A 24,607-nucleotide genomic window follows, 5' to 3' on the forward strand; every position below is an offset into this window, starting at 1 on the left:
CACGTATAAAAACGTGCTCTCATTTTGTTTGATAACGGGTGCAGCTACCCGGCAGGTCTTACTAAAAGGTTCAGACCCGCACTCAGAGGTGAGTTCATTTTATGCTGGATTGCCGGATTTCAGCATCCCCGGCTCTCTGTAAAATCCTGTTCATAAAATTACTTGTCCTCATCATTGATTTTATCGATTCAACACTTTAAACCGTTAAATTTTTAGGTTAAAAAAATGACAGTTTTTCAAAGTGAAAACGTCTTGCTGTGTTTGTGTTATTTGTGTAATTTGTTTTATTGAGGACTATCTTACCCGCATTTACCAGCATCGTCAATAGCATTTTTTAAATTATTTGATAATTTTGATTAGTCAATTTAATTGGATGCGCTTTCATTGTTGTTAGCTTCCCATTCTTGTTGGACAAAATTTTTTGAAAAAATTTTATATTTTCGAACAGAACGCTATAGCTTTTTCTCAATAATTACCAAAAATATATTTTATTTCTAATGACAAGGTGGTAGTCTTTAGTTAGATATAGATATGTTATTTCAAGAGGGAAGGTGAGCGTATGAAAGCAGCACAAAGCATACTAGCAACATGGGAAAAATTTAACGACTTTCCTATGGAGACTTTAACAAAGATTTGGGTTTATAACAGTGCAAGCAGCAAAAAACAAAGAGCACTTTCTCTTATGAAAGAGCATAGAGAGCAATATGGGATGTCAGGGAATTGTTTTGATCTTGCAATCTGGCTTTTAGATGAATTTAAAAAAGATGGTATACAAGCCTATCCGATCGGCGATCAGCTCATGACAGAAGATGCTCATGCAGCTGTCATCGCAGTGTGCGAGGAAGGAAAGAGATACTACTGTGATTTAGGCGATCAATGGATTACTCCGATTTTAATAGATTCGGAGTACGAGGATTTTACAAATGAAAGACTGTCTGGTTTCTTTCCTGGCGCACAAGTGCAGGTTCACTCTGCCAATGATACATTTCAAATCCTCTATCATCGCCCAAATGGAAAAACGTCTAAACAAGTCTTTGACCCGAAACCCGTGGGTATGGATTTCTTTTTACAAGCTGCTGAACTTTCCCAGAATACGATTAGCTCAAAACCGCTAGTAGAATGCAGAGTACCTTATGATTCTGAAATCGCTCATTGGGAGTTTTATAATTGGGAGAGTTTCTTAAGCACAAATGACGGTTTGTTTCCTGATCCAACATTAGTGCGCATAGAAGATTGGGTGGAGAGGATATTTGAGAGGACGGGATATAACCGTGAAATATTAGCTGATGTGTTAAAGATGTATGAAAAGATGTAAAAGAATCAGATTTGAGGGTGAAGGGACTATTATATAGGTGTGTTGATTCGTGTGAGGCTGCTTTTTGGGGCGGGCGGGCACTTAGGAGGCGCGTTTGTTCCCTTCAGGCTCCTTTTTGAGGTACGACGGGCACTTAGCTAACGCGCAACCTTCAGTCACTGTATCCTTATGAATTAAATTCTTACTAGCCGTTTAATTTCACCTCCCTACAAGAACATTCAAAATTACTCTCATTCTGCCCTAAAATAGTAGGATCCATCTTCTTCAGATAATTTGCCTCTTATATCACCAATACCAATTATAGTAACTTTCCCATTCCTATTAACTGGTTTATCCGGCAGCACAATATGAAGCTTATTAAGCTTATTAAGCTTATTAAGTTTATTTAAAGAATTATAATATGCAATGACAGGCTGTTTTATTAAATATTCCGTTCCGTTTAAGAGAACGTTTATAAAGTTCTGATGCAGTTCCCTCTGTTTCCCGACAACAGTGTTCATAGGGTCAAATGTTTCTCTTTCCATATCGCCAAACAGGTATAAATGATATCCTTCTTTATGTTCAAATTGTGTGAACATGTCTAGTCGGTCTCTGTTAACATTTTCAATAATAGCAAGAGTTTCGCTGCTGATATTGATATGGTCAATCTCTTTAAATTCATGCTTAACTTCTTGCTTTAAAATATCATATAGTGTCGAATTGCCAGTAAAGAACTTATCTTTCCAACCAGAAAAAAACTCATTCAGCAGACAGCAAATGACAAATCCAGAACTATAGCAGCTTCTTCTGAGAAATTGAGAGGATTCCTTATTTTCCAATAATCCTTTGCTGAATGTTTCTAATAATTTACTGTATGAATGATTACTAATATGGAGATTAGCTTGAAATTCAACATAAAAAGCTGGTCCTTCTATTGTCTCAACGAAAAGCTCGTAATCTAGAAAATGATCTATAAATTTACGCCTGCTTTCCCTTAATTCAACAAATCTCTTCATATTATCGATCTTTTCTTCTCTGCTTGTTGAGATACCTGCTTGATATAGATATCTCCTTTCTCTATTGCGCAATTCAATATTTTCCTTGTGCAATGGATAATTCATCCCTGCTAACTCATCCGGAAAGCGGCTTTCTTCTTTAAGATATTGAAACCCATGAAATAGCTCGTGTACCATAATCGAATAAACACTGTTCATTTCCTTATAGTAATTTAGGTTTACTATTGCAGTAGGATAACCTTCGTATAAGATTAATGTATTAGCCCCATTAAATTTCTCATTCCATATTAAAAAACAATAAGGCTTATCTGCAGATAAATATTTGGGATGGTTGTATAAATACGCTCCATTCTGATCATACAAAGCCACTGCGACCAATTGAAATTCGGGCCAATATAAATTTGCGTTTTCTGCTATTCTTTCAAAAACATTAGACTTATTTATATTCAATTGCACAAACCTCTACCTTCTCCCAGATAGAATTCCATTTCTTCTTACTCATTCGGTTATTATAAATGGCCACCCTCTCTTCCCCCTCCAAATAATAGGGAGTTGGCCTTACTTTTAAGTTCAAGACATCTTCAATCCCCCAAGGTGCAGTTAATACTAGATTGTCTTTCTCATCTAACTTAACGCCTAAAGCTGTTACCGTTTCAGGAAACTTGGAGATGCCATCTGTGGATGATGTATAGGGCGGCATATCATTTAACACATGCATTCTGGCCTGGTTCTTAACAGACCAAGGTATTCCCGCAACAAGCTGGTTTAGCTTTCTCTCCAATTCTTTTTCTTCGGATTCATCTATATTAGATGGATTATAGTAGATTACATCAATATCAGGCAGCGGTGTTCTCTCTTGGTAGGTATGTAAGGTATCCCATATTTTTGAGCGCACAAATCCAGCACAAATCCACCAATCTGGCAACTGTAAGGATTGAACAGCTTTTAGGAGATTCATCATCCAGTGATCTTCCCGGATCAGTTCAAGAATGTCTTCTTCTGTTTTCATGATATGTGTCCCCTTTCAACTAAATATCAACTTTATACTTATTCTATCTATGTTGATCAAGCTCCTGTTTAATCAGTAAACAAAGAATGTGAATAATTGTCTAATAATTCAAATATTTGGTATAATCAAATTGTAAATGCTAGTTTGGAAAGCGAGGGAATAGGTTTCTAACATTTTCACAGTAATATTGTTATTAATATGTTTTAACTTTTATAATATGGGTAAAAGATAATGTTATATCTTTGTCTAAGGATCTGAACCAGGGACTTCCGGCAAATTACATATGATATTAAATGGAAAAGAACTAATAACAATCTTATAGTAAAGCAGTAGTAATTTTACCTTCATAATGGAGTGCATTGGCTGGATCCTTTTATAAAGACACTAACATTAGCAAAAAACTTCATCTAATTTAGGTTCCTAAATTTTTTATTATTCTATGCACAAGAACTGGGGGAGAGCTTTCGGTGGAATTAATGTCCAACATCAGTAAAGAAGTACAATTATTTATACAAGGAAATGGTAATAAGTTTGAGGAGCAGCTTTTATCTGAAGCTGTAAACGTGTCTACGAAAATAAAAGACATCTTAAATACCGGAAATATCGATTTATTAAAAAATGCAAGGAAGCTCATCACTTGTGTCCTTGAACAAAGAGATAAGGAATTAACAGCCTTTGCAAAACAGGAAGGCATCGCTTGGGCATCTCACTCTTTGACCCTTTCGTTAAAATTAGAATGGGTACAGGCAATAAGACGGACCTTATGGCTATCTATAAACAAACTGGACGCTATTAAACAGATGACAATAGATCGAGATGATTTCTATGAATTAGAAAAGCTTATAAACGATCGAATCGACCAGTTCCTCAATACCTTTTTCCTTAACTATTCATCCTACAAAGATGAAATGCTGCAAAAACAAAGAAATATGGTCGAACATCTTTCAGTTCCGATCATTCCTGTAAGAGAACATGTTTCTGTTCTTCCTCTCATTGGAACAATTGATTCCTATAGAGTACGGATCATTGAGGAAAAGGTTCTAAATGAAATAGCAAACTCGCGCATCCAGACTCTGATCTTGGATCTTTCAGGCGTTGCTTTGATGGAAATGGATGTTATAGATCAATTTGAGAAGATATTAGCAGGCATTTCTATGATGGGATGCAAAGCAGTACTGACTGGTTTACGTCCAGACCTTGTAAGACGAATGGTCCATGCGGGAATCCGCTTTGATAAAGATGCAGATACAAGAGGTACGCTTCAGGATACACTGAGGGAATATATTTAATTAATCTGGACCGCTGAGAGGCGGTCTTTTGTTATGCAGTTTAGATAACAAAAAAACACTCTTATGTTGATTTACAACAATTAGAGTGTTTTTCTTACTAACCTGCATATAAGCAAGTTTCTATGACGTCCCAGGAGAGATTCGAACTCCCGACCGACGGCTTAGAAGGCCGTTGCTCTATCCTGCTGAGCTACTGGGAGGAATACTGTCCCTTATCAGCCAAACAACAGGCATATCAAAGGTTAACACAGATTAAATTTTCACTGTCTGTCTACAATGTATTATAGTAGGGATTAGTACAAATCCCTAACAAAGTTCTATTACCTTATATCAACAGAATAACTCAATTCCTGACTAAATATCAAGGTTTATCCTCTAATTCAAGTTGCAAATTTATAGCTTATTGGAGAAACAGTTCCAACCTGTTAACTAGACATACAGCAGGTATAGTCAAAGTAAAAAAAGTATGCTTACTCCTTTTCCTTAACAAAGATAAGGCACATACTAAAATACAAACATGGTTAAAAGGCATATCAGATTATTAATACATTTAAATTTTAGGAATATAAAAGGAGAGGTATTAAGTTGCCTCTCCTGTTTCATTATTTTATTAATGATATTGAAACCATGCAAACCATTTATTGTTTTTATCTTTTACAATATAAAGCTCCCCTAATGATGCACTTTGAGCAGGAAGTAGTCTTGGAAACCTTAACCTAACAAACCATGAGTGATCTGCTACTTCTTTCCCACAAAAGTGTATTGCCATTTTGTAATAATTCTCCTCAAAACCTGTAAGACTTGGCATAGGTTCAATAATTTCAATTTTCCATTCTTTATGTTCAGAACCTTCACCATATACTTTAGGAATAATTTCATTCAAGGCTTTTACAAGTTCATCTTTATCTTTATCAGTAGTCATCACAAGATTTTCAGTTTTAGGGCATTCTGAACCCAGTATGTCCCCTAAGGATACTGTTGGAAATATAAAAAGAAATAAGATTAAGGGTATTAGAAGTTTTTTCATGATTATCACCTCAGTATAGTATCAGGTTTAACCAAAATAATTATTAAACTTCTTTTGCCCTGTAATTAATTCTTCTTAAGTTGTAGCAACTTTTTAAAAATAAACAGAAATGAGCTTGAATGTAAGGTTATTAATATAAAAACATTCCTATTGCTTTTAACTTAGCAGGAACAGTATTCATTAATGTTTTCTTAACATTATTTTGGATTTGGTATTTTATTTTCTATAAAAAATTCTGCCTGATCTTTAATGATTTCTATATAGTTTTTCTTTTTAAAAGGTTTTGTTAATTTTCCAATGCCTCTAAGACTTCCTCTTACCATAGATTTATTATTAGGAACATCAACTATAACAGTCAAATATATCTTGTTATTATATTTTACTACTCCTGTGACTTGCCCTTTTTCTAAATCAATGTTTGTATACTCAGGTTGGATTTTCAAAGGAGCAAAAGTAGTCCATCCAACATTTTTGTGTTTAATCCCAATTCTAACTAAAATACTGTCAACAGTCTCTTTTAATTTCATCAATTACAAGTCCTCCATCCCAAACATCTGTTTACCACTTTATATTTGTATTAAAAAGATTATCTAACATCTCAGGTTCAGTCTCAAGCAAATCCATAAACAAATTATATGCCTTTGGATTAAATGATCCTTTTAATATGCTCTTTATATGGACAGAAGGGATAGTATAGCCTATTGGAGTTTTTCTAATTTCAGAAGCTGTGAGTCCTTTGACATAATGGAGAAACAAAATAGCTCCTAGTATTTCTCCTGTGTAACCCTTGCTTTCTGTATTAATTCTCAGGAGGTTATAAGACTTCTGACTAAATACAGAAGCTTGATTTTCTGAGACTCTCCAAGTATTAAACAAATAATGAATACTCATTTGACTTTCTCCCCCATTAGAGTAACCCCTCATTTTTCAATTCTCTTAAAAGAGGCATTATGTCTTGCCTTAAATGCTCTAACTTGTTAATTTCTAATCCCATCTGACTTAGATGAACTCTCTTTCCTGATGGAGCATTAAAGAACCTATCTGCTGTAGAAACTAATTTCCTATCAGTCATGATACTCTTTACCATTGCAAAAGAACCATTGATACTCATCATAATTTCTTTTAACTCTGCTATGTCTGCCTCTATTGATTTAGGGCTTGTCTCAGCAATGAAAACATATTTTAAGTTATTAAATATCTGCCTAGCCTGAACATACTTATCAAAGAAAGTTTCTACTAGGTTACTCAGTTCCTGATTAGACTTATTAGCCATTGCTACAGCAGATGCATCCTCTAATGTAATCTCTTGAGTCAGCTCTGTAATTGTGATGATTGCTTTTTTGACAGTTTCTTTATCAGTAGCAGTTGCTTTTGCCTCCTCAGCCTCAGTCAATCTATCTATTAATGATTTTATATATTCATTGTCCTTATTCTCCTGCTCCTCAGTCTTCTCTAAATAAGCCTCTATTACCTGTCTTGAAGTTTTTAGCTCATAAAGTTTAGCAGCCATATTATTTTTTACAATTTGTTTATTAATCTCTGTTTTCATTTTAAAATCCTCCAAATAATTTATTAGTCAATTTCAATTGCATCTAATTCCTGATAATCCCTAGTAAGCTCATCATCTCCTGAGTACACCTCATAATCCAGATAGCAATTGATTGGATGATAAAGATAAAATTCCTGACCATCTTTTTTCCTTAGCTTAATAGCCTCCAAGAGCTTTTTATTTAGATAAACATTGCTTAACAAAAACTTATGAATTACAACACCTACTTGCTGTCTTGAAAGTCCTACTAGATTTCCAATGCTCTCCTGTGAAATCCAAGCATAACCATCTTTATCAGTATGAGATGCAATAACAAGCAATACTTTTAATGCTGATGGATGAAGTTTGGACAGTCCCCCTTGAGCAACAAAATCTTTGTCTAATGATAGATAAACTTTTTTATCTATTTCATCAGTAGCAAAATTGTAAGATTCTTTTACTGACAGATGAACAAATGGCTCTTGTTCTATATCAGTAGTAGAAAGCCTTTCACTCAGCAGAGCCTTTCCTTGTTGAATGGTATCTCTGGGAATATGTTTTGAGTTTTTTTCATTCACTACATTCATTTACTTACCTCCTAGTAATATTGTTGTTACTCATATTGATACAAAGTTGTATTGAATAGTTGTACTATCCATCCTTTACAACCTTAATAATCTTTCTTTACTTTCATGCCTTTCAGTTCTTTAGTGTTAAGTAGACATTCCCCCTTAAAATGTTAGACAGTTAGAATTGATTGACTGCCCATAACTATAGTTAGATGAGAAATGGAAACTGTGACAAAAGGTATTCCCTTCCCTCCAACCTTTATTTAGATGATTAAATTTTGCTGTGACAGGCTATATAATTTCTTACTAAGCAACCTGCTCACAAAATTATCATTAGAAATAAATGCAGAACTGTGACAGATTGTAATAAATTTGGGAATCCCTTTTCATTTATGTATGGAGTAAATAGATAAGAGGATGTTAGAGGAATGTTATGCCTAGAGAAGAAAATGAAATATTGAATAAGGCATGTTACAGGAGTGGATAAGCTGGTCTTGGATTTTCTATAAAGTAGGAATGTTGTTATATCAATGTTTCTAACCATGTAACATCCAAGAAATGCAGAGTATCTCAATTCATAAAAATATTTAAAGTTTGTATTTTCCACAGATCATGAGAAAGAACCACTTAAAGATTGAAACAAAAAAAGAGCAATCACAATGGATGCCCTTAAATAATCCCCTTCTCTTTTGCTATATTGTACAGAGATGCTCTACTAATTTTAGTTATCTCACATATTTCTTTTACAGTCTTACCATTTGTTGCTCTGTTTGAAAACAGCTCTAAAGCATGAACTAGAGCAGGATTTTTATCTGTGTATTTCTTGGGCTTACCCTTGTACTTACCTTGAGTCTTAGCTACTGCAATGCCTTCCCTTTGTCTCTCAAGTATCATTTCTCTCTCCCACTCAGCTACAGAGAGCAGTATATTCCTAAGGAGCTTTGAGGTAGCTGTACCATCAAACAATCCCATATTTAGTACATGGAGCTTTATTCCCTTTTCTACTAATTCATCTATAAGCTGTATGCCTTCCTTAACATTCCTAGCTATCCTATCTAACTTTGTTATTACAAGGGTATCTCCAACATCTAGAGTACTCAGGAGAGATTGTAAGCCATCCCTTTTAGTATTTCTACCTGTAGCTTTATCTTTGAAAATCTCAGATACTCCAGCCTCTTTTAAAGCCTGTATCTGTACCTCAAGACTTTGCTCTGCTGTTGAAACTCTTGCATATCCATACTGTTTAGCCATATATGTATCCTCCTGATTTATGCAGATAATTAAATAGACATTTAAAATAGACACTAGAAACTCAGTATAATCCAGAGTGGTCATTTTGTCTAATTAAGGTAGAGTCTAAATAGATACTAGATGCCAAAGGGGGGTACAGGGGGACTAGGGGGTATTGAGGAGGGAGAGAAGGCTGTCAAAGATACCTACAGTAAAAAATAGTTTGAATGTAAATTTGTGGAAAAAGCAAAAAAATAAGACCTTTCTTTGATACTAGAAAGGTCACTCTGAATGCTGTCATTAATTCATACCTAGCTTATAAATTATAATGCCTGTTATTACACCACTTATTATTCCCGCCAAGATGCCAACAATCAGTGGGTTTGTAGAAATGCTTTTGAACCATCTGCTAAACCTTTTCTTATCATTAACAAGTTCTTTGTATGTATCAGACCTTTTCATAGCAGCTACTATGGAAGGATGGTTTTTATGCCATTGTTGGTTAAGAAAGTCTCTGTCATCATCAGTTAGATTAAACCTACTGTATAAGTCAGGTCTACTAGCCTGATTATCTATATTCCCTTTTTCAGCAGGAGAGTTCACATAATATAACATAACAGAAACAAAAGCATCTCCTACTTTAAGCTCTATATCTTGATCTGTATTATTACTTACAGTTACTAGAGAGAGTCCATACCATTGAGGGTCTAAGGTAGTTGATATGTTGCTTAATCCTTTTGCCACCAAAGATACTCTAGGATGATATGTACCTCCAATTCTTCTAGATACCCATATCGCCTCTTTGGTGTGTATAGACACAGTTGTGGAAGCCCTTACAATTATCTTCTTATTATCTGATGTTACAACAGAATCCCCAGTCTTAATGTCCCATGCATGAGCACTTGCAGTTAAGTTAATTGAACTGGCTTTAATATTCTCCAAAATTAAGGGGTAGATGCTAAGTTTTTTAGCACTAACCAACTCCCTTTTTATATCAGTATTACTCAGTAACATAATAGACCCCCACATTAATGTTTTCAAAAAAGGCAAATTATTTAGAATTCAATTATACCATATGTCCTAGTTTTTTACATTCACAGTATTATAATAGCATCAGTGAAAGATTGGCAGGCAGTTCACTCTTACTCTTATGTTTGATAAAGGGGATAGTGCAGAAGAAGGGAGTCAAGAATCTACTGTATAACAATTTAAATTCTTTCACATATAAATATAAACATAAAAAACTCCTGCATTCGATAAAGCAGGAGGAAAATTACTTATAAAAAATCCCTTAAATTATCTGCAACCTCATCAACATCTATATCTAGATATTGAGTTGTTACTCCTAAATTTGAATGTCCTAGAGCTTTGGAGATTAAAGCAAGATTTGCTCCTTTCTCTAACAGACTCTTTGCATACCCCCTTCTCAGAGCATGAGGATTAATATTATGCAGATCATACTTTTTAGCATATTTGTTTAACTGTTTTGAGATTGCATTGTTGGTGGACTTGGTATTAAGGGAAGTACCTTTGCAAGTAATGAACAAATAAGAATTCTTCTCCCCATAATATGCTCTAATTTTATCATTTTGCTGTATTAGAATTTTTAACAAATGTATAAGTTCATCATCAACAGGTAATTTTAGAACCTTGTGGTTTTTCAAGATTGTACCATCCATACAGAGCAATTTATTTTCAAAGTCAATATGTCTTTCTTGGAGTTGCCCTAGTGTGTTAATTCTTACTCCTGTCTTATAAAGAGTTAAAACTGCCACAGCATCTCTTAACCCAATAAAGGTATTCAAGTCTAACAAAGACAATAAAACCATTACATCATCCTTTTTAGCACCCTTTTTAACCTTCTTATCAACCTTAATGTTGATGCCATGCCAAAACTTTGAGCCAAACCATCCATTATTGAAACACTTCCCTAGTATTGCCTTAAGACATTTTAGCCTTGTCAATTTTGTCTGATTTGATACTTGCATTGAATCAAGCCATAAATAAATAGTGTCTGTAGTAATTTCCTCAAGGTATTCTATATTTGTGATTTTCCTAAACTGTGTCATATACCTGATATAGTCAGTAATAGTTCTTTCTCTGTATCCACTTACTTTCATCTGCTGAATAATAATATCCATTACACTGTCTAATTCTCTGCCATCTTTCTTAGTTGATGCTGTTCCTTTTGCTGAACCAACTAAGAGTTTTTCTTCTACAGCTGTTCCCTTTCCTTGATTAAAAAGGTTAATATCTGCATTTACATCAAAGATACCTTTTTTCTTAGTCATCCTAACTCCTCCATTAAATTTAAGTTGGAGGTAGTAGAACTTGCATAAATATTGTAGGGACAAAAAAAGAGATGCTCCCACAGTGTTCTAATCTGTGTTAGCATCCCTTATCTGTCAAAACCCCTGTCATATCAAGGGTTAAACTGTTATGTAAATGGCGTCCCAGGAGAGATTCGAACTCCCGACCGACGGCTTAGAAGGCCGTTGCTCTATCCTGCTGAGCTACTGGGACATATTTAAATGTTAATGTCCTCTTGAGGACAATATTTATTATATTAAAGTAGTAATTAAAAGTCAACATATTTTTAGAAAAAAATTCTTTATGAGGGAAGTGTTTGCTTCCCTCAATTATTATATGCGATTCTTTACTCTTTTGGAAGGGAGAAGTTACGACAAAGCTCGTCTAATTTCTCACCATCTGTTTCATACACATCAAGCTGCAGCTCTGTTTGGTCGATCGTTAAGATGACATATGTTTTCTCTACACGTCCCCGCGGCATAGAGATGCTGCCAGGGTTGATAAAAAGAATATCGTCAATGATTTCAGCGCCAAGCTGGTGTGAGTGACCAAAGCAAACGATATTGGCACTTTTTTCTCTTGCCCGGTATGACAGATTCATCAGTGATGACTTAACCGAATGCAAATGACCATGTACCGTTAAAACCTTTAAGCCATCTGCCAGGCTGATGATCTCCTCGGGATAGCCGCCATAAAAATCACAGTTTCCCCGAACAGCAGTGAACCCTTTCATTGCTGGATGATTTGGCTCAAGCTCGGAATCTCCACAGTGGATCATGATGGCACAATCCTGATGACGTTCCTTAATTGAGACCAATTCATCCGTTAGTCCATGGCTGTCACTTAATATAAGGATTTTCATTTCCCATCAGCTCCTGGAAAAAGAACTGGCAGCATGTCCTCCAGCTTTCTTAAAGCATTCGCGCGGTGGCTGATTTCACTCTTTTCATCCGGCTCAAGCTCTGCCATGGCTTTTCCTTTTTCAGCGCAGAAAAAGATTGGATCGTAGCCAAATCCAAAGCTTCCTCGTTTTTCCGTTAAAATGGTTCCTTCACATGTACCCGCTACTGTCTCTGTTTCTTTCCCTGGAACAGCAACCGCTAAAGCGCAGTAAAAACGGCTCGTTCTCTCAGCTTCAGGAACATCCTTTAACTCCTCTAGGACCTTATCCATGTTGGCATCGTCGTTTTTCGCTTCTCCAGCATAGCGTGCAGAATAGATTCCAGGTCTGCCATCTAATGCATCGATCATAAGCCCTGAATCGTCGGCAATGACAATTTTATTAAGAGCTTTTGATACGGCCTCTGCTTTTAAAATGGCATTTTCCTCAAATGTACTTCCCGTTTCTTCGATATCCTCAAATTCCGGATAATCCAGCAAGGTTTTCACTTCATAGCCAAGCGGCAAAAACATGCGTTTGAATTCTTTGGCTTTTCCTGCATTTTTGGTTGCGATGATTACTTCTTGCATGCTTGCTTCTCTCCCTCTTTGTTTATTTCTTATTTTTTAATCTTCCCTGTTATCTCTTCCCCTAAAGCTTCTTTTTGCAGTTCAAAAAGCTCAGAGATTCCGTCCTGCCCTGCTTTTAACATTTCCTGGAGCTGATTATATGAAAATGTTGATTCTTCTCCTGTTCCTTGAAGCTCAACAAATTCTCCATTCCCCGTCATGACAATATTCATATCCACTTTTGCGCTAGAGTCCTCAATATAATTCAAATCAACAACAGCCTGATCATTTGTTAAAATTCCAACACTTGTGGCAGCCAGAAAATCGTGAATCGGAAATTTTGAGAGCTTCTTTTGGCTGTGAAGCTTGTTGATCGCCTGCGTCATTGCTACAAAGGCACCTGTAATTGATGCAGTTCTTGTCCCGCCATCCGCCTGGATGACATCACAATCCAGCCAGATTGTTCTTTCACCAAGTGCATCTAAATCGATAACCGCTCTTAAAGCCCGGCCGATTAAGCGCTGAATTTCCATAGTCCGGCCGGAAACTTTGCCTTTAGAAGATTCTCTAATATTGCGCTGATCAGTTGCGCGCGGGAGCATGGAATATTCTGCTGTAATCCAGCCTTTCCCTTGTCCTCTTAAAAACGGTGGCACTCGTTCATCAATACTTGCCGTACAGATTACTTTTGTATCGCCAACAGTAATGAGCACAGAGCCTTCAGGATGCTTCAAATAGTTTGTATCAATATGTATAGGCCGCAATTGCAGCGGTTGTCGTCCATCATTTCGCAATGGTACATTTCCCCCTCAAGTCATTTTCACTACTAGAGTGAATCCAATAAAAAGAGGCGGCAATATTTGCCTACCTCTTTTATTGTTACTATATAGTATATCAAAAACTCATTTTTAAAAACTACCTGTGTTCACTTTTTCTGGACGTGTTACAGGCTCCGTAATGATTTCGCCGTTTTCATTTGAGAAACCAGCTTCGCCATTCACCGTAATGGCCACACTTTCAACACCCTTTTGTTCTGTTAAGGAAAGTACCAATGCATTCATTAAATGCTGGGAGATCATTTTCTCTTCATCATCAAAGGTACTGTAAATGGCTTCATTAAAGTTTAATGTCACTGTCCCATTTTCCACTTTTGGTTCATCCAGCAGCTGTACATCATTATTCATGTCCATTAACAGATTAGAACCATAGTTTGGCCCATCTGCAAGCTCGTTTACGACTGCAACTACATTATCATCTGTTTCATTGCTGATCCGTTTTGTAACAGGAACATAGTAATAATTATCCTCTGCACCTCCGAGGTAATAAACTGTCACTGGCTTCGTATTTGTAATATCAATAACATCACTTGCATCCAGGTTAATGCCGCTCGCTCTTGTAAGCGACTCGCCAATTGGTGTGCCATTAACAGGCATTTCTGTCATCTCATTGCCGTTTAGCGTCAGCTTCACTTCATCAATCGTATCAAATTGAGTAAGCGTCCATGTTATGGAATCGAGGATTCTCATTTCATCCTCTGGCTGATAGTTTTGAAACTCCTTCGAAAAATCAACAGTTGCTACTCCATCTTTTACATTCACAGACAATTTTGTATCTGCAGGCAATACAGCTTTAAAATCATTTGGAAGCAGATCAGTCACAGGACCATTTTCAACTAAATATTCCAGTGCCTGTGTTGCAACTGAATTGGTTTCAGGCAGCTGCAATGTTTGCGGAACAACATAGCCATTTTTATCAACTAAGTATAGTTCAGTCTGAAGGGAACTGACTTCTTCCACTTCTTCACCTGCACCTGCTGTTTCTTCCGTAATGACTTCTCCATCCTCTGTGTATGTTACAGATTGTGGCGGATCGATCTGTTCCTTCTCATCGCCGCCAAATAATCCGCACCCAGTTAATAATACGGATGACACAACCACAGCTGATACTATTGTCCATTTTTTATTTATTGACATGAAATTTTCCCTCCTAAGACAGTTTGTACTACATGTATACGAGCCTATTTGTAATTTAGACCGTCTTTGGAGAGAAAATCTTGAATTGTTTTATGACAATTTTGGACAAACAGGAGCTATTAAGCTAAATCATGTTTTGTCAGAACAGCCTTAATGGTAAAATAATCCGCCAGTTCACCAAGCTCTTCTTTAATCGGCTTCAGCTTTTCATGACCGACTTTTGAGGCAGCAACTAATACCTCGTTTTCTAGTTCTTCATCAAAGAGCATGTCCCAATCAATAGGCTTGCCTTCCTTTATAGCTTTGAAAATATGATTCTGAATAGTCATCGATGAAAAGTTGCGTTCTTTGGCAATCTCTTTTATAGACATATTGTCCATATACATATTGTATGAAAGGATATGACTCGCAACATCATTATCTCCACTGCTTTTGGCAGGGCTTGAAGAACTGGATGGAACAGCAGCAGGAGCTGGTGTAATTTCGGGATTATCTTGTAAAAAGCTTTGAATCTCACCTAAGAAAGTTTCACCGTATTTTTCATATTTGGCTTGTCCGACACCTTTAACCTGCAGCATTTCAGCCTTATCTCGAGGGAAATATGTGCACATTTCCTTTAAAGCCGTATCCGCAAACACAACATAAGGAGGTATTTTTTCACGATCTGCAATCTCTTTCCTTAACGCCCGCAGTCTTGTAAATAACTCTTCATTTTCAGCACCTTCCACACGTTCTGGAGCCAATGCAATTTTCATATGAATGTTCGTTTCTCCTTTTAAAGCAGGAAGTGCTAGTGCTGATAGTTTCACGACGGGATATTTACCGTCTGTCAGCTGCAGATAGCCTCCTGCAAGCAGGAAATTAATGATGTCTGTAATTTCTTTTTCCTTGCGGTTTTTTAATAAACCATAGGTTGATAGATTCTGAAAACCTAATTCTTTTATTCTTTTATTAGAAGATCCTTTTAACACTTGTGCTGTTAACGTCACTCCAAACCGTTCTTCCATTCTTTTAACACATGAAAAGATCATGAGAGCTTCGCTGGTAATGTCGACACTTTCCCGCTGATCCTGACAATTGCTGCATTTTCCGCAATTCTCTGCAGATGTATCGCCAAAGTATTCAACAATATACGACTGCAGACATTTTTCCGTATGACAATAATGAGTCATTTGCTTTAATTTAAAGTATTCCTGTTCCTTCATCGTGTAATCAAGGTTCGATTCTTCAATGAGGAATTTCTGAAGCTGAATATCCTGCGGTGCAAACAGCAGGATACATTTACTCTCCTCGCCATCACGTCCAGCTCTCCCTGCTTCCTGATAATACGCTTCAATATTGCGAGGCATATTATAATGAATAACATAGCGGACATTCGATTTATCAATACCCATTCCAAAAGCATTCGTTGCAACCATCAGTTCCACTTCATCATATACAAAACGATTTTGCTCGTTTTTTCTTTCCTGTTCAGAAAGTCCTGCATGATATTTTGCCGTTTTAACATTCTTGCCATTTAAAAATGTATACAGCTGATCCGCTTCTTTTCGGCTTGATGTATAAATGATCCCTGATTGATTCTTATGCTTTCGGACAAAGCTTTCAATATAATCCCGTTTATTGACGCCTTTCATAATATGAAAAGATAAGTTATCACGCGAAAAACCTGTAATGATCGTATTTTCATCGTGAATATCAAGCAGACGGCAAATATCCTGCTCCACTTCCTTTGTCGCTGTGGCTGTCAATGCCATAATGACCGGACTGGAAGAAAGCTGTTCAATATTCTGGATGATCGACCGGTAGCTTGGCCGGAAATCATGTCCCCATTGCGAAATACAATGGGCTTCATCAAAAACAATCATAGAGATATCAATTGAATTCAGCAGTCCGATAAATGAAGGCGATTCAAACCGTTCAGGAGCTGCATAAAGAAGCTTGTAATCTCCATTTCGCAGGGAATAAACTGTATCTTCATATTCATTTCTGGATAAGGAACTGTTAATAAAAGCAGCAGGGATTCCAGCAGCAGTCAGTGCATCAACCTGATCCTTCATTAAGGAGATAAGCGGGGAAATGACGATTGTGGTTCCCGTCTTTACTAAGGCAGGAATTTGAAAGCAGATGGACTTTCCTCCTCCAGTCGGAAGTATGCCTAATGTGTGTTCATTGTTTAAAACACGCTTGATCAGCTCTTCCTGGCCAGCCCGGAAAGTAGAATAGCCAAAATATTGCTGCAGATGCTGATATGCTTCAGTTAACAAACAAATCATCCTTTCTTCTCATTTCAACTTTTTTTGACCTATTTAGAAAAAAAACAACCTCTATAAATGAGTAGATCATGATAGAGGTGTTTTCTGTTCATTATGATAGATGTACTTTCTCAACAATTGGCTTCTCAATTTCGAGCCATTTAGATGAGATCTTGGAGAAAATTGCCGGTGAGCCTGTTGTAAAAAAATGATAAATCGGCTTCTGCTCACCTTCAATTAATTGACCAAGATGATGCAGGATCGTACTCGCTTCTCTGGCTGTTTCTTCCCCCGAACTAATTACTTTAACTGACTTCCCCATGTACTCTTTCACCAATTGCTCCAGCAATGGATAATGGGTACAGCCTAAAACAAGCGTATCAAGCTGATAATCTTTTAACGGAGCCAATGTTTCCGCTACAATTTTTCTCGGTATTTCACCTTCATATTCTCCGCTTTCAACCAGCGGTACAAACTTGGGACATGCTAAGCCGAAAACCTCCGACTTACTGGAGATATTTTTTATTGCCTTTTCATATGCCTTGCTTTTAATCGTTCCCTCGGTGCCAATAATGCCAATTCGATGATTATTGGTGACTTTCATAGCTGTTCTTGCCCCGGGAGCAATGACGCCGAGCACAGGGATTGGCAATTCTGCCTGGATTTCTTCTAAAGCGACTGCTGTAGCCGTATTGCAGGCAATGATCAGCATTTTCATATTTTTCTCAAGCAGAAATCGGGTCATTTGCCATGTGAACTCTTTAACTTCAGCACCTGTTCGCGGACCATATGGACAGCGTGCTGTGTCCCCAAGGTAGATAATATTCTCGTTTGGCAGCTGCCGCATAATCTCCTTCGCCACGGTCAATCCGCCAACTCCCGAATCAATAACCCCTATCGGTCTATTCCTCAAAACTTACCGCCTCATTCTTTCGCCATATCTTGGTGTAATCGATTTAGGTTTTTGCTAAGCTGCATAACTTCTTCTTCAGAATAATGGTTAAGCAGATCCAATAAATAGGCTTGTCGCTTCCTAATTACTTCTTCAATAATTCTTTCGCCCTCTTCTAGAAGATGAATACGAACAACTCTGCGATCATTAGGATCTTTTACTCTTTTCACAAGTTCGCTCTTCTCCATGCGATCAACTAGATCCGTTGTTGTACTGAACGCTAAGAACATTTTATTAGAAAGCTCGCCAATTGTCATATCTCCATCCTCAAGCAGCCATTGCAGAGCAATAAACTGTGGAGGGGTAATGGTATAATTACTTAAGATTTCCCGGCCTTTTTGCTTCACAATACCAGCTATATAACGCAAATCTTTTTCTATATTCGCAACTACGTCGTTTACGCCGTTTCCTTTTAAATCCTCAAGCTCCATTCCATACACTCCTATGTAGTTTTAACAGACCCATATTTCGCCCCATTAGATTAATTTTCGCTTTTTTTAAGAGAAAATTCAAGAACGAATACCTATATGGAAGAAAATAATTGTATTCGGTACTCCATTTCCAAGCTGTTATATGTTGGGATCATACAGATTATGGGTCAGGACAAGTCTATGTATCTGAAAAACTGTCCATAAACATCATAACCGGCAATCCGATGACGAATTGCCGGTCTTGATTAAAGTTCTAGCTCTCCCATTCGAAGGAGCTCTACAACAGCTTGTGAACGCCCCTTTACACCAAGCTTTTGCATGGCATTCGAAATATGATTCCGAACCGTCTTTTCGCTTATAAATAATTCACCAGCGATTTCACGCGTCGTTTTATCTTGGACTAACAGTTCGAATACTTCTCTTTCGCGTTTAGTGAGTAATGGCTTGTGAGTATATTCATTCTCCTTCAAGTATTGTAACCCTCCTTGCCTTTCGCCAGCTATGAATCGCGGGGTGGGTATATATTTAGTCACCATATCATATGTACATATCAGATATGAAGTGACTACAAATGACCATCAAAGAAGGTTTATTTTCAGGGAACTTTTTTTCAATAAACCGCTGCGTCGATTTGATCTATTCACCCGCGGCAATGACCTATTACTTGGTAGCTTTTCGCCTTTTTTATGATATGTATAAAAGGAGTAAGGGGTACCATGAAGTGGTGGAAAAAAACGTTATTCCTTTCTTCTGAGTTCAGGTGTAGCTTTTAAAAACAACCAAAAAGCCTGCCACTGTATTATGACAAGCTTACGTATAGTTACTATTTAGTTTTCATTTACAAGGTCATGCTTCATACCAGCAAGCATCTCCCGCATTTCCTCAGTCCATGGAACACCTTTTCCCGTTTCTTTCGATATTTGCACCATCGTTCCTCTGCCAGTCAGAACGATTTCTTCGTTATTATTTTTACCCATATAGTGAATATCCACCGAAGACCCTCCAATTGCTGCAGCTTTAACATAGATTTTCAGCTGTTCATCGAAAAATACCTGCTGCACAAAATCGCATTGCAGATCAGCAACGACAGGGATACATTCCACTTCTGGCTTCAGCCAATTCTGCATAAATCCGAGACTTTTAAAGAATTCAATTCTTGCTGATTCAAAATAAACAAAAGGAACCGTATTATTCAAATGACCAAACATATCTGTTTCATTAAACCTTACTTTTGTTTCATAGAAGTAAGAAAATTCCCTTTCCCACTGGCTTATATCTTTTATGTAAGTTTTGTTTCTCATCTTAATCCCCCTTTTAAAATGAATAACTATTCACTTTTCTATTTTAACATAATTTCACAGTTCTTCGTTAGTAAAAACTTCTTGGATTCTTCCTTCTGTTCTGGGAGCAACCGGACTATGTTCCTTTAAGTAATCCGCTAACATTTCATAATCCAGAAATGGCGTTTCAATGATGTTCTCGTTCACTTTCTTTCTCTTAAAAATATCATACCCTTCTCCTCCACCTGCAAGATACGAATTAACTGCGGCCGTATAAATCTTTGAAGGATTTAATAATTCATAATGACCTCCATCATTCACCCTAACAGATTGTACTCTTTTTCCAGTAGGCAATTGGGGATTAAATGTAAACCGAATGCCTGAAACTTGTAAAAACTGTCCTGTGTTCCCGTTCAGTTGCGAGACACTGTGCTCTAAGATTTCTTTTAATTGTAATCCTGTTATATCCACAATCGATAAGGTGTTTGAAAAAGGCAATGCAGCCATCACATCTCGCATAACAACCTTTCCCTCTGGTATTGAGGCCCGTATGCCGCCGCTGTTTTGAAAGGCGATTTGTGTTGGAACAACCTCATTTGCTTTTTTTAATATAGAGTCTGCAATAAGATTGCCTAGATTCGTTTCTTCTCTGCGTACATCTTCCCTTGCTCCGTTTAATGGTATGAGTGAATACCCCACAGTTTCTTGAAGAAGCTCGACAAGCTCTTGGTCTGCTTCACTTAACTGTTTTTTGGCCCACGCATCCTCCTCATATTTGTAATTCCCTTTTGAATCCTTCGCTTGGACGTCTAAAAGGCTGCCATTCCATTTCTTGATCATTCCATTTTCATCAAATGAAACAGAAAGCTCACCCACATAAGCAGCATTTTCGCCTGTCTGCACAATCAATACAGGATCCTTTCCGTTATATATGACAGTTGGCTCCTCAAGCTTGGTATGCGAATGTCCGCCAACGATAATGTCTATCCCCTTAACAATAGGAGCAAGTTTTTGGTCTTCCTCAAAACCTAAGTGAGAAAGAGCAATGATTTTATTGACCCCTAAGTGCTCTAATTGAGCGGCCGTTTTTTTGGCCATTATAAGTGCATCTTCAAAAATCAAATCTTGGTTTGGCTGGGAAATAAGAGGTGTTTCCTCTGTTGTTAGTCCGAAGATTCCAACTAACTCATCATCCACCTTTTTAATAATCGCTGGATAAATTTTTCCTGGTTGAGGATTTGCTGTTATCTTACGGACGAATAGTGGTTCAAGCAGCTGATCAGCGCTAAAATCAATATTGCTGCTCACAAATGGAAAGTCGGCTCTTTTAATAAAATCAGCCAATGTCACTGATTTCAAGTCAAATTCATGATTGCCAAATGTCATTGCATCATATTTTAATTTATTCATAAAAGGGATGGAGGCAAGCCCTTTGAATTGCGAAAAATATAAAGTACCAATAAAAACATCACCAGCATTTAAAAGAAGAGTATTTTTATGTTCAGCTCGAATACTGTTGATCACTGTAATAAGACGAGGCATTTGTTCAAGATGTGAGTGTGTGTCATTGGTATGAATAATTGTGAAAGATACTTCCTTAGTTCTTGCTGATGTATTTGCGGGAGGCAGCGTGCAGAGTATAAGAGTCGTTAAGAACAGCAACAGCATTTTCTTTTTCATCTCGTTAAATTCTCCTCAGGTTTAAGTAGCAGCTTAAGGATATAGTTCCCGAATTGATGATTTATATAGGAGTGGGGAGTTCGTTTTTTGGTTACGGATTGGGAGGCAGGAAAAAAATAATATTGACTGCTGAATTTTCTTAGGTACGGTGTTTTGATGGATTTAGATATCTTTTTTTGGGGTTAGGGGGATGTAATTTTAGGTTTTTGTGACACTATTTTCCTTTTTCTGGATTATATAGGTGTGTTTATTAGGTTTCCGCGACACCATTTTCCTTTTTCTGGACTTTACGGGTGTGTTTTTCGGGTTTCCGCGACACCATTTTCCTTTTTCTGGACTTTACGGGTGTGTTTATCGGCTTTTCGCGACACCATTTTCCTTTTTCTGGACTTTACGGGTGTGTTTTTCGGTTTTTCGCGAAACTATTTTCCTTTTTCTGGACTTTACGGGTGTGTTTATTGGGTTTTCGCGACACCAATTACCTTTTTCTGGACTATCCAGGTGTGTTTATCAGGTTTGCACGGCAGCATTTTCCTTTTTCTGGACTTTACGGGTGTGTTTTTCTGATTTATGCGTCACCATTTACCATTATATGGAGCGCAAAGGTGTATTTATCAACTTTTCTCAACACCCCTACCTTTTTATGGACCACACCATGTACCCTTTTCTGATTTACAAGCTTTGCCCCCAACCCTCCATCTCAAAACTCCCCTATAAAAACCAAAAACCCTCCCCGTTTTAAACGGAAAGGGCAAATTGCAGAATCAAACCGTGTCACTACCGAAGAAGTTCTTGAATGATTGGAATGTAGTATCACGATTTAAAGCTGCGATTGATGTTGTTAAAGGGATACCTTTTGGACAAGATTGAACACAGTTTTGGGAGTTACCGCAGTTAGCAAGTCCGCCATCGCCCATAATTTGCTCCAGGCGTTCTGCTTTGTTCATTTCTCCAGTTGGATGTGCATTGAATAAACGCACTTGTGATAATGGTGCTGGTCCAATGAAATCAGATTTGCTGTTTACATTTGGACATGCTTCTAAGCATACACCGCACGTCATACATTTTGATAGCTCATATGCCCATTGGCGCTTTTTCTCAGGCATGCGCGGCCCTGGGCCAAGATCGTATGTTCCATCAATTGGAATCCATGCTTTTACCTTCTTCAATGAATCAAACATTCTGCTGCGGTCAACCTGAAGGTCACGCACTACAGGGAAAGTACGCATTGGCTCTAAGCGAATCGGCTGTTCCAGCTGATCCACTAGGGCTGTACAAGATTGACGCGGCTTGCCGTTAATAACCATTGAACAGGCTCCGCAAACTTCTTCTAGACAGTTCATATCCCAGTTAATAGGGGTTGTACTTTCACCTTTGGCGTTAACTGGGTTACGGCGGATTTCCATCAGTGCGGAAATAACATTCATATTTGGACGATATTCCAGCTTAAATTCTTCCTGATACGGGGTGGCATCAGGAGAATCCTGACGGCTGACAATAAACGTAACTGTTTTAGCTTGTGTCTCTTGCATGCTTATTTGCCACCTTTCTTCTTCGTATAATCGCGTTTACGCGGAGTGATTAAACCTGTGTCTACTTCTTCATAATGGAAAGCTGGTGCACTTGTTGCATCAACAAATTTAGCCATTGTTGTTTTTAAGAATTCCTCATCATTACGGTCTGGGAAGTCTGGCTTGTAGTGCGCTCCGCGGCTTTCATTACGGTTATAAGCTCCAATGGTAATAACACGTGCAAGCTGAAGCATGTTTTGAAGCTGACGGGTAAACATCGCTCCCTGGTTGCTCCATTTTGCTGTGTCATTAATATTTATATTTTGATAGCGCTCTAAAAGCTCTACAATTTTTTCATCTGTTTTCAGTAAGCGGTCATTATGACGTACAACCGTTACGTTATCCGTCATCCATTCTCCAAGCTCTTTATGAAGCACATAGGCATTTTCAGTGCCATCCATAGACATAATGCTGTTCCATTTTTCTTCTTCCTGCTGAACAAAACGGTCAAACACAGTTGAAGAAATATCTTCTGCAGTCTTTTCCAAACCATTAATATAATCAAGTGCTTTTGGACCGGCAACCATACCGCCATAAATGGCAGAAAGTAAGGAGTTTGCGCCAAGACGGTTTGCACCGTGCTGTGAATAATCACACTCACCTGCAGCAAACAAGCCAGGAATATTCGTCATCTGATCATAATCAACCCATAAGCCGCCCATTGAGTAGTGAACAGCAGGGAAAATCTTCATTGGTACTTTACGAGGGTCATCACCCATAAATTTTTCATAGATTTCGATAATGCCACCAAGCTTAATATCCAGTTCTTTTGGATCTTTGTGTGAAAGATCCAAGTAAACCATGTTCTCACCATTGATACCTAGTTTTTGATTTACACAGACATCAAAAATTTCACGTGTTGCGATATCACGAGGAACAAGGTTTCCATAAGCAGGATATTTTTCTTCAAGGAAATACCAAGGTTTTCCGTCTTTATATGTCCATACTCGTCCACCTTCACCGCGGGCAGATTCACTCATTAGACGCAGCTTGTCATCACCAGGGATGGCAGTTGGGTGAATTTGAATAAATTCTCCGTTTGCATAGTATGCGCCCTGCTGATATACGATCGATGCAGCGGAACCTGTATTGATAACAGAGTTTGTAGACTTTCCAAAGATAATCCCTGGGCCGCCTGTAGCCATAATAACTGCATCGCCGGCAAAAGATTTAATTTCCATGGTTGTTAAGTTTTGAGCAACAACCCCTCGGCATACCCCATCATCGTCAATAACAGATCCCAAGAACTCCCAGCCCTCATATTTCGTGACTAATCCGGAAACTTCATGACGGCGGACTTGCTCATCAAGTGCATATAATAATTGCTGACCAGTTGTTGCCCCGGCAAATGCTGTACGGTGATGCTGTGTTCCCCCAAAGCGGCGGAAGTCAAGCAATCCTTCTGGTGTACGGTTAAACATTACACCCATGCGGTCTAATAAATGAATAATGCCTGGTGCTGCTTCTGTCATAGCTTTCACCGGCGGCTGGTTTGCTAAGAAATCTCCGCCGTATACTGTATCATCGAAATGCTCCCAAGGAGAGTCTCCTTCACCTTTTGTATTAACAGCTCCGTTAATGCCGCCCTGGGCACAAACAGAGTGAGAACGTTTTACTGGTACTAATGAAAATAATTCTACTGGATACCCTTTTTCGGCAACCTTGATTGTGGCCATTAAGCCTGCCAAACCGCCGCCAACTACGATAACCTTTCCTTTACCCATGTGACTCACTCCCTTATTGCTTC

The 24,607-nt window shown here is 37.8% G+C and carries 24 protein-coding genes, 2 tRNA genes and 1 other annotated feature (1 of these 27 only partly in view); of the genes, 2 read left to right on the top strand and 24 right to left on the bottom strand.

What is annotated here, in order from left to right; translation table 11 throughout:
* Positions 1-184, bottom strand: a binding site (T-box leader) (it extends 49 nt beyond the left edge of the window).
* Between the two features lie 375 nt (positions 185-559).
* Positions 560-1,315 (top strand): hypothetical protein, encoded by a 756-nt coding sequence (locus tag F7732_RS08605; protein WP_151573465.1) that lies wholly within the window; start codon positions 560-562, stop codon positions 1,313-1,315.
* 230 nt (positions 1,316-1,545) lie between these two features.
* On the opposite strand, the gene F7732_RS08610 is transcribed toward F7732_RS08605, so the two are convergent.
* The gene (locus F7732_RS08610) at positions 1,546-2,766 is read right to left on the bottom strand and encodes a hypothetical protein (protein ID WP_161598850.1); all 1,221 of its coding nucleotides are present in this window, start codon (positions 2,764-2,766) and stop codon (positions 1,546-1,548) included.
* The gene (locus F7732_RS08615; RefSeq protein WP_066443110.1) at positions 2,747-3,319 is read right to left on the bottom strand and encodes a nucleotidyltransferase family protein; all 573 of its coding nucleotides are present in this window, start codon (positions 3,317-3,319) and stop codon (positions 2,747-2,749) included. Before F7732_RS08615 ends, F7732_RS08610 begins: the two co-directional genes overlap by 20 nt.
* A gap of 467 nt (positions 3,320-3,786) precedes the next feature.
* Here F7732_RS08615 and F7732_RS08620 point away from each other — a divergent pair, with 467 nt between their 5' ends.
* Entirely contained in the window at positions 3,787-4,608 is an 822-nt protein-coding gene (locus F7732_RS08620; protein WP_420837675.1) for an STAS domain-containing protein, read from the top strand.
* 126 nt (positions 4,609-4,734) lie between these two features.
* On the opposite strand, the gene F7732_RS08625 is transcribed toward F7732_RS08620, so the two are convergent.
* The 22 genes from F7732_RS08625 to sdhA all read right to left on the bottom strand — a co-directional run bounded on the left by F7732_RS08625 (position 4,735) and on the right by sdhA (position 24,584).
* A tRNA-Arg gene (locus F7732_RS08625) sits at positions 4,735-4,807 on the bottom strand.
* A 411-nt stretch (positions 4,808-5,218) separates the two neighbouring features.
* Positions 5,219-5,635, bottom strand: coding sequence for a hypothetical protein (locus F7732_RS08630; protein ID WP_151573467.1), 417 nt, complete (start codon positions 5,633-5,635; stop codon positions 5,219-5,221).
* Positions 5,636-5,832: 197 nt separating this feature from the next.
* Entirely contained in the window at positions 5,833-6,162 is a 330-nt protein-coding gene (locus F7732_RS08635; RefSeq protein ID WP_102230838.1) for a hypothetical protein, read from the bottom strand.
* A 31-nt stretch (positions 6,163-6,193) separates the two neighbouring features.
* Complete coding sequence (locus tag F7732_RS08640; protein ID WP_142385618.1) at positions 6,194-6,526, bottom strand: hypothetical protein; 333 nt, start codon at positions 6,524-6,526, stop codon at positions 6,194-6,196.
* A 16-nt stretch (positions 6,527-6,542) separates the two neighbouring features.
* Positions 6,543-7,184, bottom strand: coding sequence for a hypothetical protein (locus tag F7732_RS08645; protein WP_151573468.1), 642 nt, complete (start codon positions 7,182-7,184; stop codon positions 6,543-6,545).
* 23 nt (positions 7,185-7,207) lie between these two features.
* Entirely contained in the window at positions 7,208-7,750 is a 543-nt protein-coding gene (locus F7732_RS08650; RefSeq protein WP_102230760.1) for a helix-turn-helix domain-containing protein, read from the bottom strand.
* Between the two features lie 651 nt (positions 7,751-8,401).
* Positions 8,402-8,983, bottom strand: a complete 582-nt coding sequence (locus tag F7732_RS08655) for a recombinase family protein (RefSeq protein WP_102230759.1) — start codon at positions 8,981-8,983, stop codon at positions 8,402-8,404.
* Positions 8,984-9,262: 279 nt separating this feature from the next.
* Complete coding sequence (locus F7732_RS08660; protein WP_151573469.1) at positions 9,263-9,976, bottom strand: dCTP deaminase/dUTPase family protein; 714 nt, start codon at positions 9,974-9,976, stop codon at positions 9,263-9,265.
* Between the two features lie 263 nt (positions 9,977-10,239).
* Entirely contained in the window at positions 10,240-11,253 is a 1,014-nt protein-coding gene (locus F7732_RS08665; protein WP_102230757.1) for a tyrosine-type recombinase/integrase, read from the bottom strand.
* Positions 11,254-11,408: 155 nt separating this feature from the next.
* Positions 11,409-11,485: transfer RNA gene (locus F7732_RS08670), tRNA-Arg, on the bottom strand.
* Positions 11,486-11,618: 133 nt separating this feature from the next.
* Positions 11,619-12,134, bottom strand: a complete 516-nt coding sequence (locus tag F7732_RS08675; RefSeq protein ID WP_151573470.1) for a metallophosphoesterase family protein — start codon at positions 12,132-12,134, stop codon at positions 11,619-11,621.
* A complete protein-coding gene (locus F7732_RS08680; protein WP_151573471.1) occupies positions 12,131-12,742 on the bottom strand; it encodes an XTP/dITP diphosphatase in 612 nt (203 codons plus the stop codon). Before F7732_RS08680 ends, F7732_RS08675 begins: the two co-directional genes overlap by 4 nt.
* A 29-nt stretch (positions 12,743-12,771) precedes the next feature.
* Positions 12,772-13,515 carry a ribonuclease PH gene (gene rph / locus F7732_RS08685; protein WP_066443106.1) on the bottom strand — a complete coding sequence of 248 codons (744 nt, stop codon included), beginning with the start codon at positions 13,513-13,515 and terminating at the stop codon, positions 12,772-12,774.
* 114 nt (positions 13,516-13,629) lie between these two features.
* A complete protein-coding gene (locus F7732_RS08690) occupies positions 13,630-14,694 on the bottom strand; it encodes a GerMN domain-containing protein (RefSeq protein WP_151573472.1) in 1,065 nt (354 codons plus the stop codon).
* A 119-nt stretch (positions 14,695-14,813) separates the two neighbouring features.
* Positions 14,814-16,967: a DNA helicase RecQ gene (recQ, locus tag F7732_RS08695; RefSeq protein ID WP_240056570.1), complete on the bottom strand. Its 2,154-nt coding sequence runs from the start codon at positions 16,965-16,967 to the stop codon at positions 14,814-14,816.
* Between the two features lie 91 nt (positions 16,968-17,058).
* Positions 17,059-17,859, bottom strand: coding sequence for a glutamate racemase (racE, locus tag F7732_RS08700; protein WP_151573474.1), 801 nt, complete (start codon positions 17,857-17,859; stop codon positions 17,059-17,061).
* Positions 17,860-17,870: 11 nt separating this feature from the next.
* Positions 17,871-18,329, bottom strand: a complete 459-nt coding sequence (locus tag F7732_RS08705) for a MarR family winged helix-turn-helix transcriptional regulator (RefSeq protein ID WP_151573475.1) — start codon at positions 18,327-18,329, stop codon at positions 17,871-17,873.
* A gap of 245 nt (positions 18,330-18,574) precedes the next feature.
* Positions 18,575-18,799 carry a helix-turn-helix domain-containing protein gene (locus F7732_RS08710; RefSeq protein ID WP_009333184.1) on the bottom strand — a complete coding sequence of 75 codons (225 nt, stop codon included), beginning with the start codon at positions 18,797-18,799 and terminating at the stop codon, positions 18,575-18,577.
* A gap of 357 nt (positions 18,800-19,156) precedes the next feature.
* Positions 19,157-19,630 (bottom strand): acyl-CoA thioesterase, encoded by a 474-nt coding sequence (locus F7732_RS08715; protein WP_151573476.1) that lies wholly within the window; start codon positions 19,628-19,630, stop codon positions 19,157-19,159.
* Positions 19,631-19,684: 54 nt separating this feature from the next.
* Positions 19,685-21,289 (bottom strand): bifunctional metallophosphatase/5'-nucleotidase, encoded by a 1,605-nt coding sequence (locus F7732_RS08720; protein ID WP_151573477.1) that lies wholly within the window; start codon positions 21,287-21,289, stop codon positions 19,685-19,687.
* Positions 21,290-22,053: 764 nt separating this feature from the next.
* The gene (gene sdhB, locus F7732_RS08725) at positions 22,054-22,821 is read right to left on the bottom strand and encodes a succinate dehydrogenase iron-sulfur subunit (RefSeq protein ID WP_151573478.1); all 768 of its coding nucleotides are present in this window, start codon (positions 22,819-22,821) and stop codon (positions 22,054-22,056) included.
* A gap of 2 nt (positions 22,822-22,823) precedes the next feature.
* Positions 22,824-24,584 (bottom strand): succinate dehydrogenase flavoprotein subunit, encoded by a 1,761-nt coding sequence (gene sdhA, locus F7732_RS08730; protein WP_151573479.1) that lies wholly within the window; start codon positions 24,582-24,584, stop codon positions 22,824-22,826.
* Positions 24,585-24,607: the final 23 nt, after the last annotated feature.

Origin of the sequence: Bacillus mesophilum (assembly GCF_008923265.1) — a bacterium.
Lineage (GTDB): Bacteria > Bacillota > Bacilli > Bacillales > Cytobacillaceae > Cytobacillus > Cytobacillus mesophilum.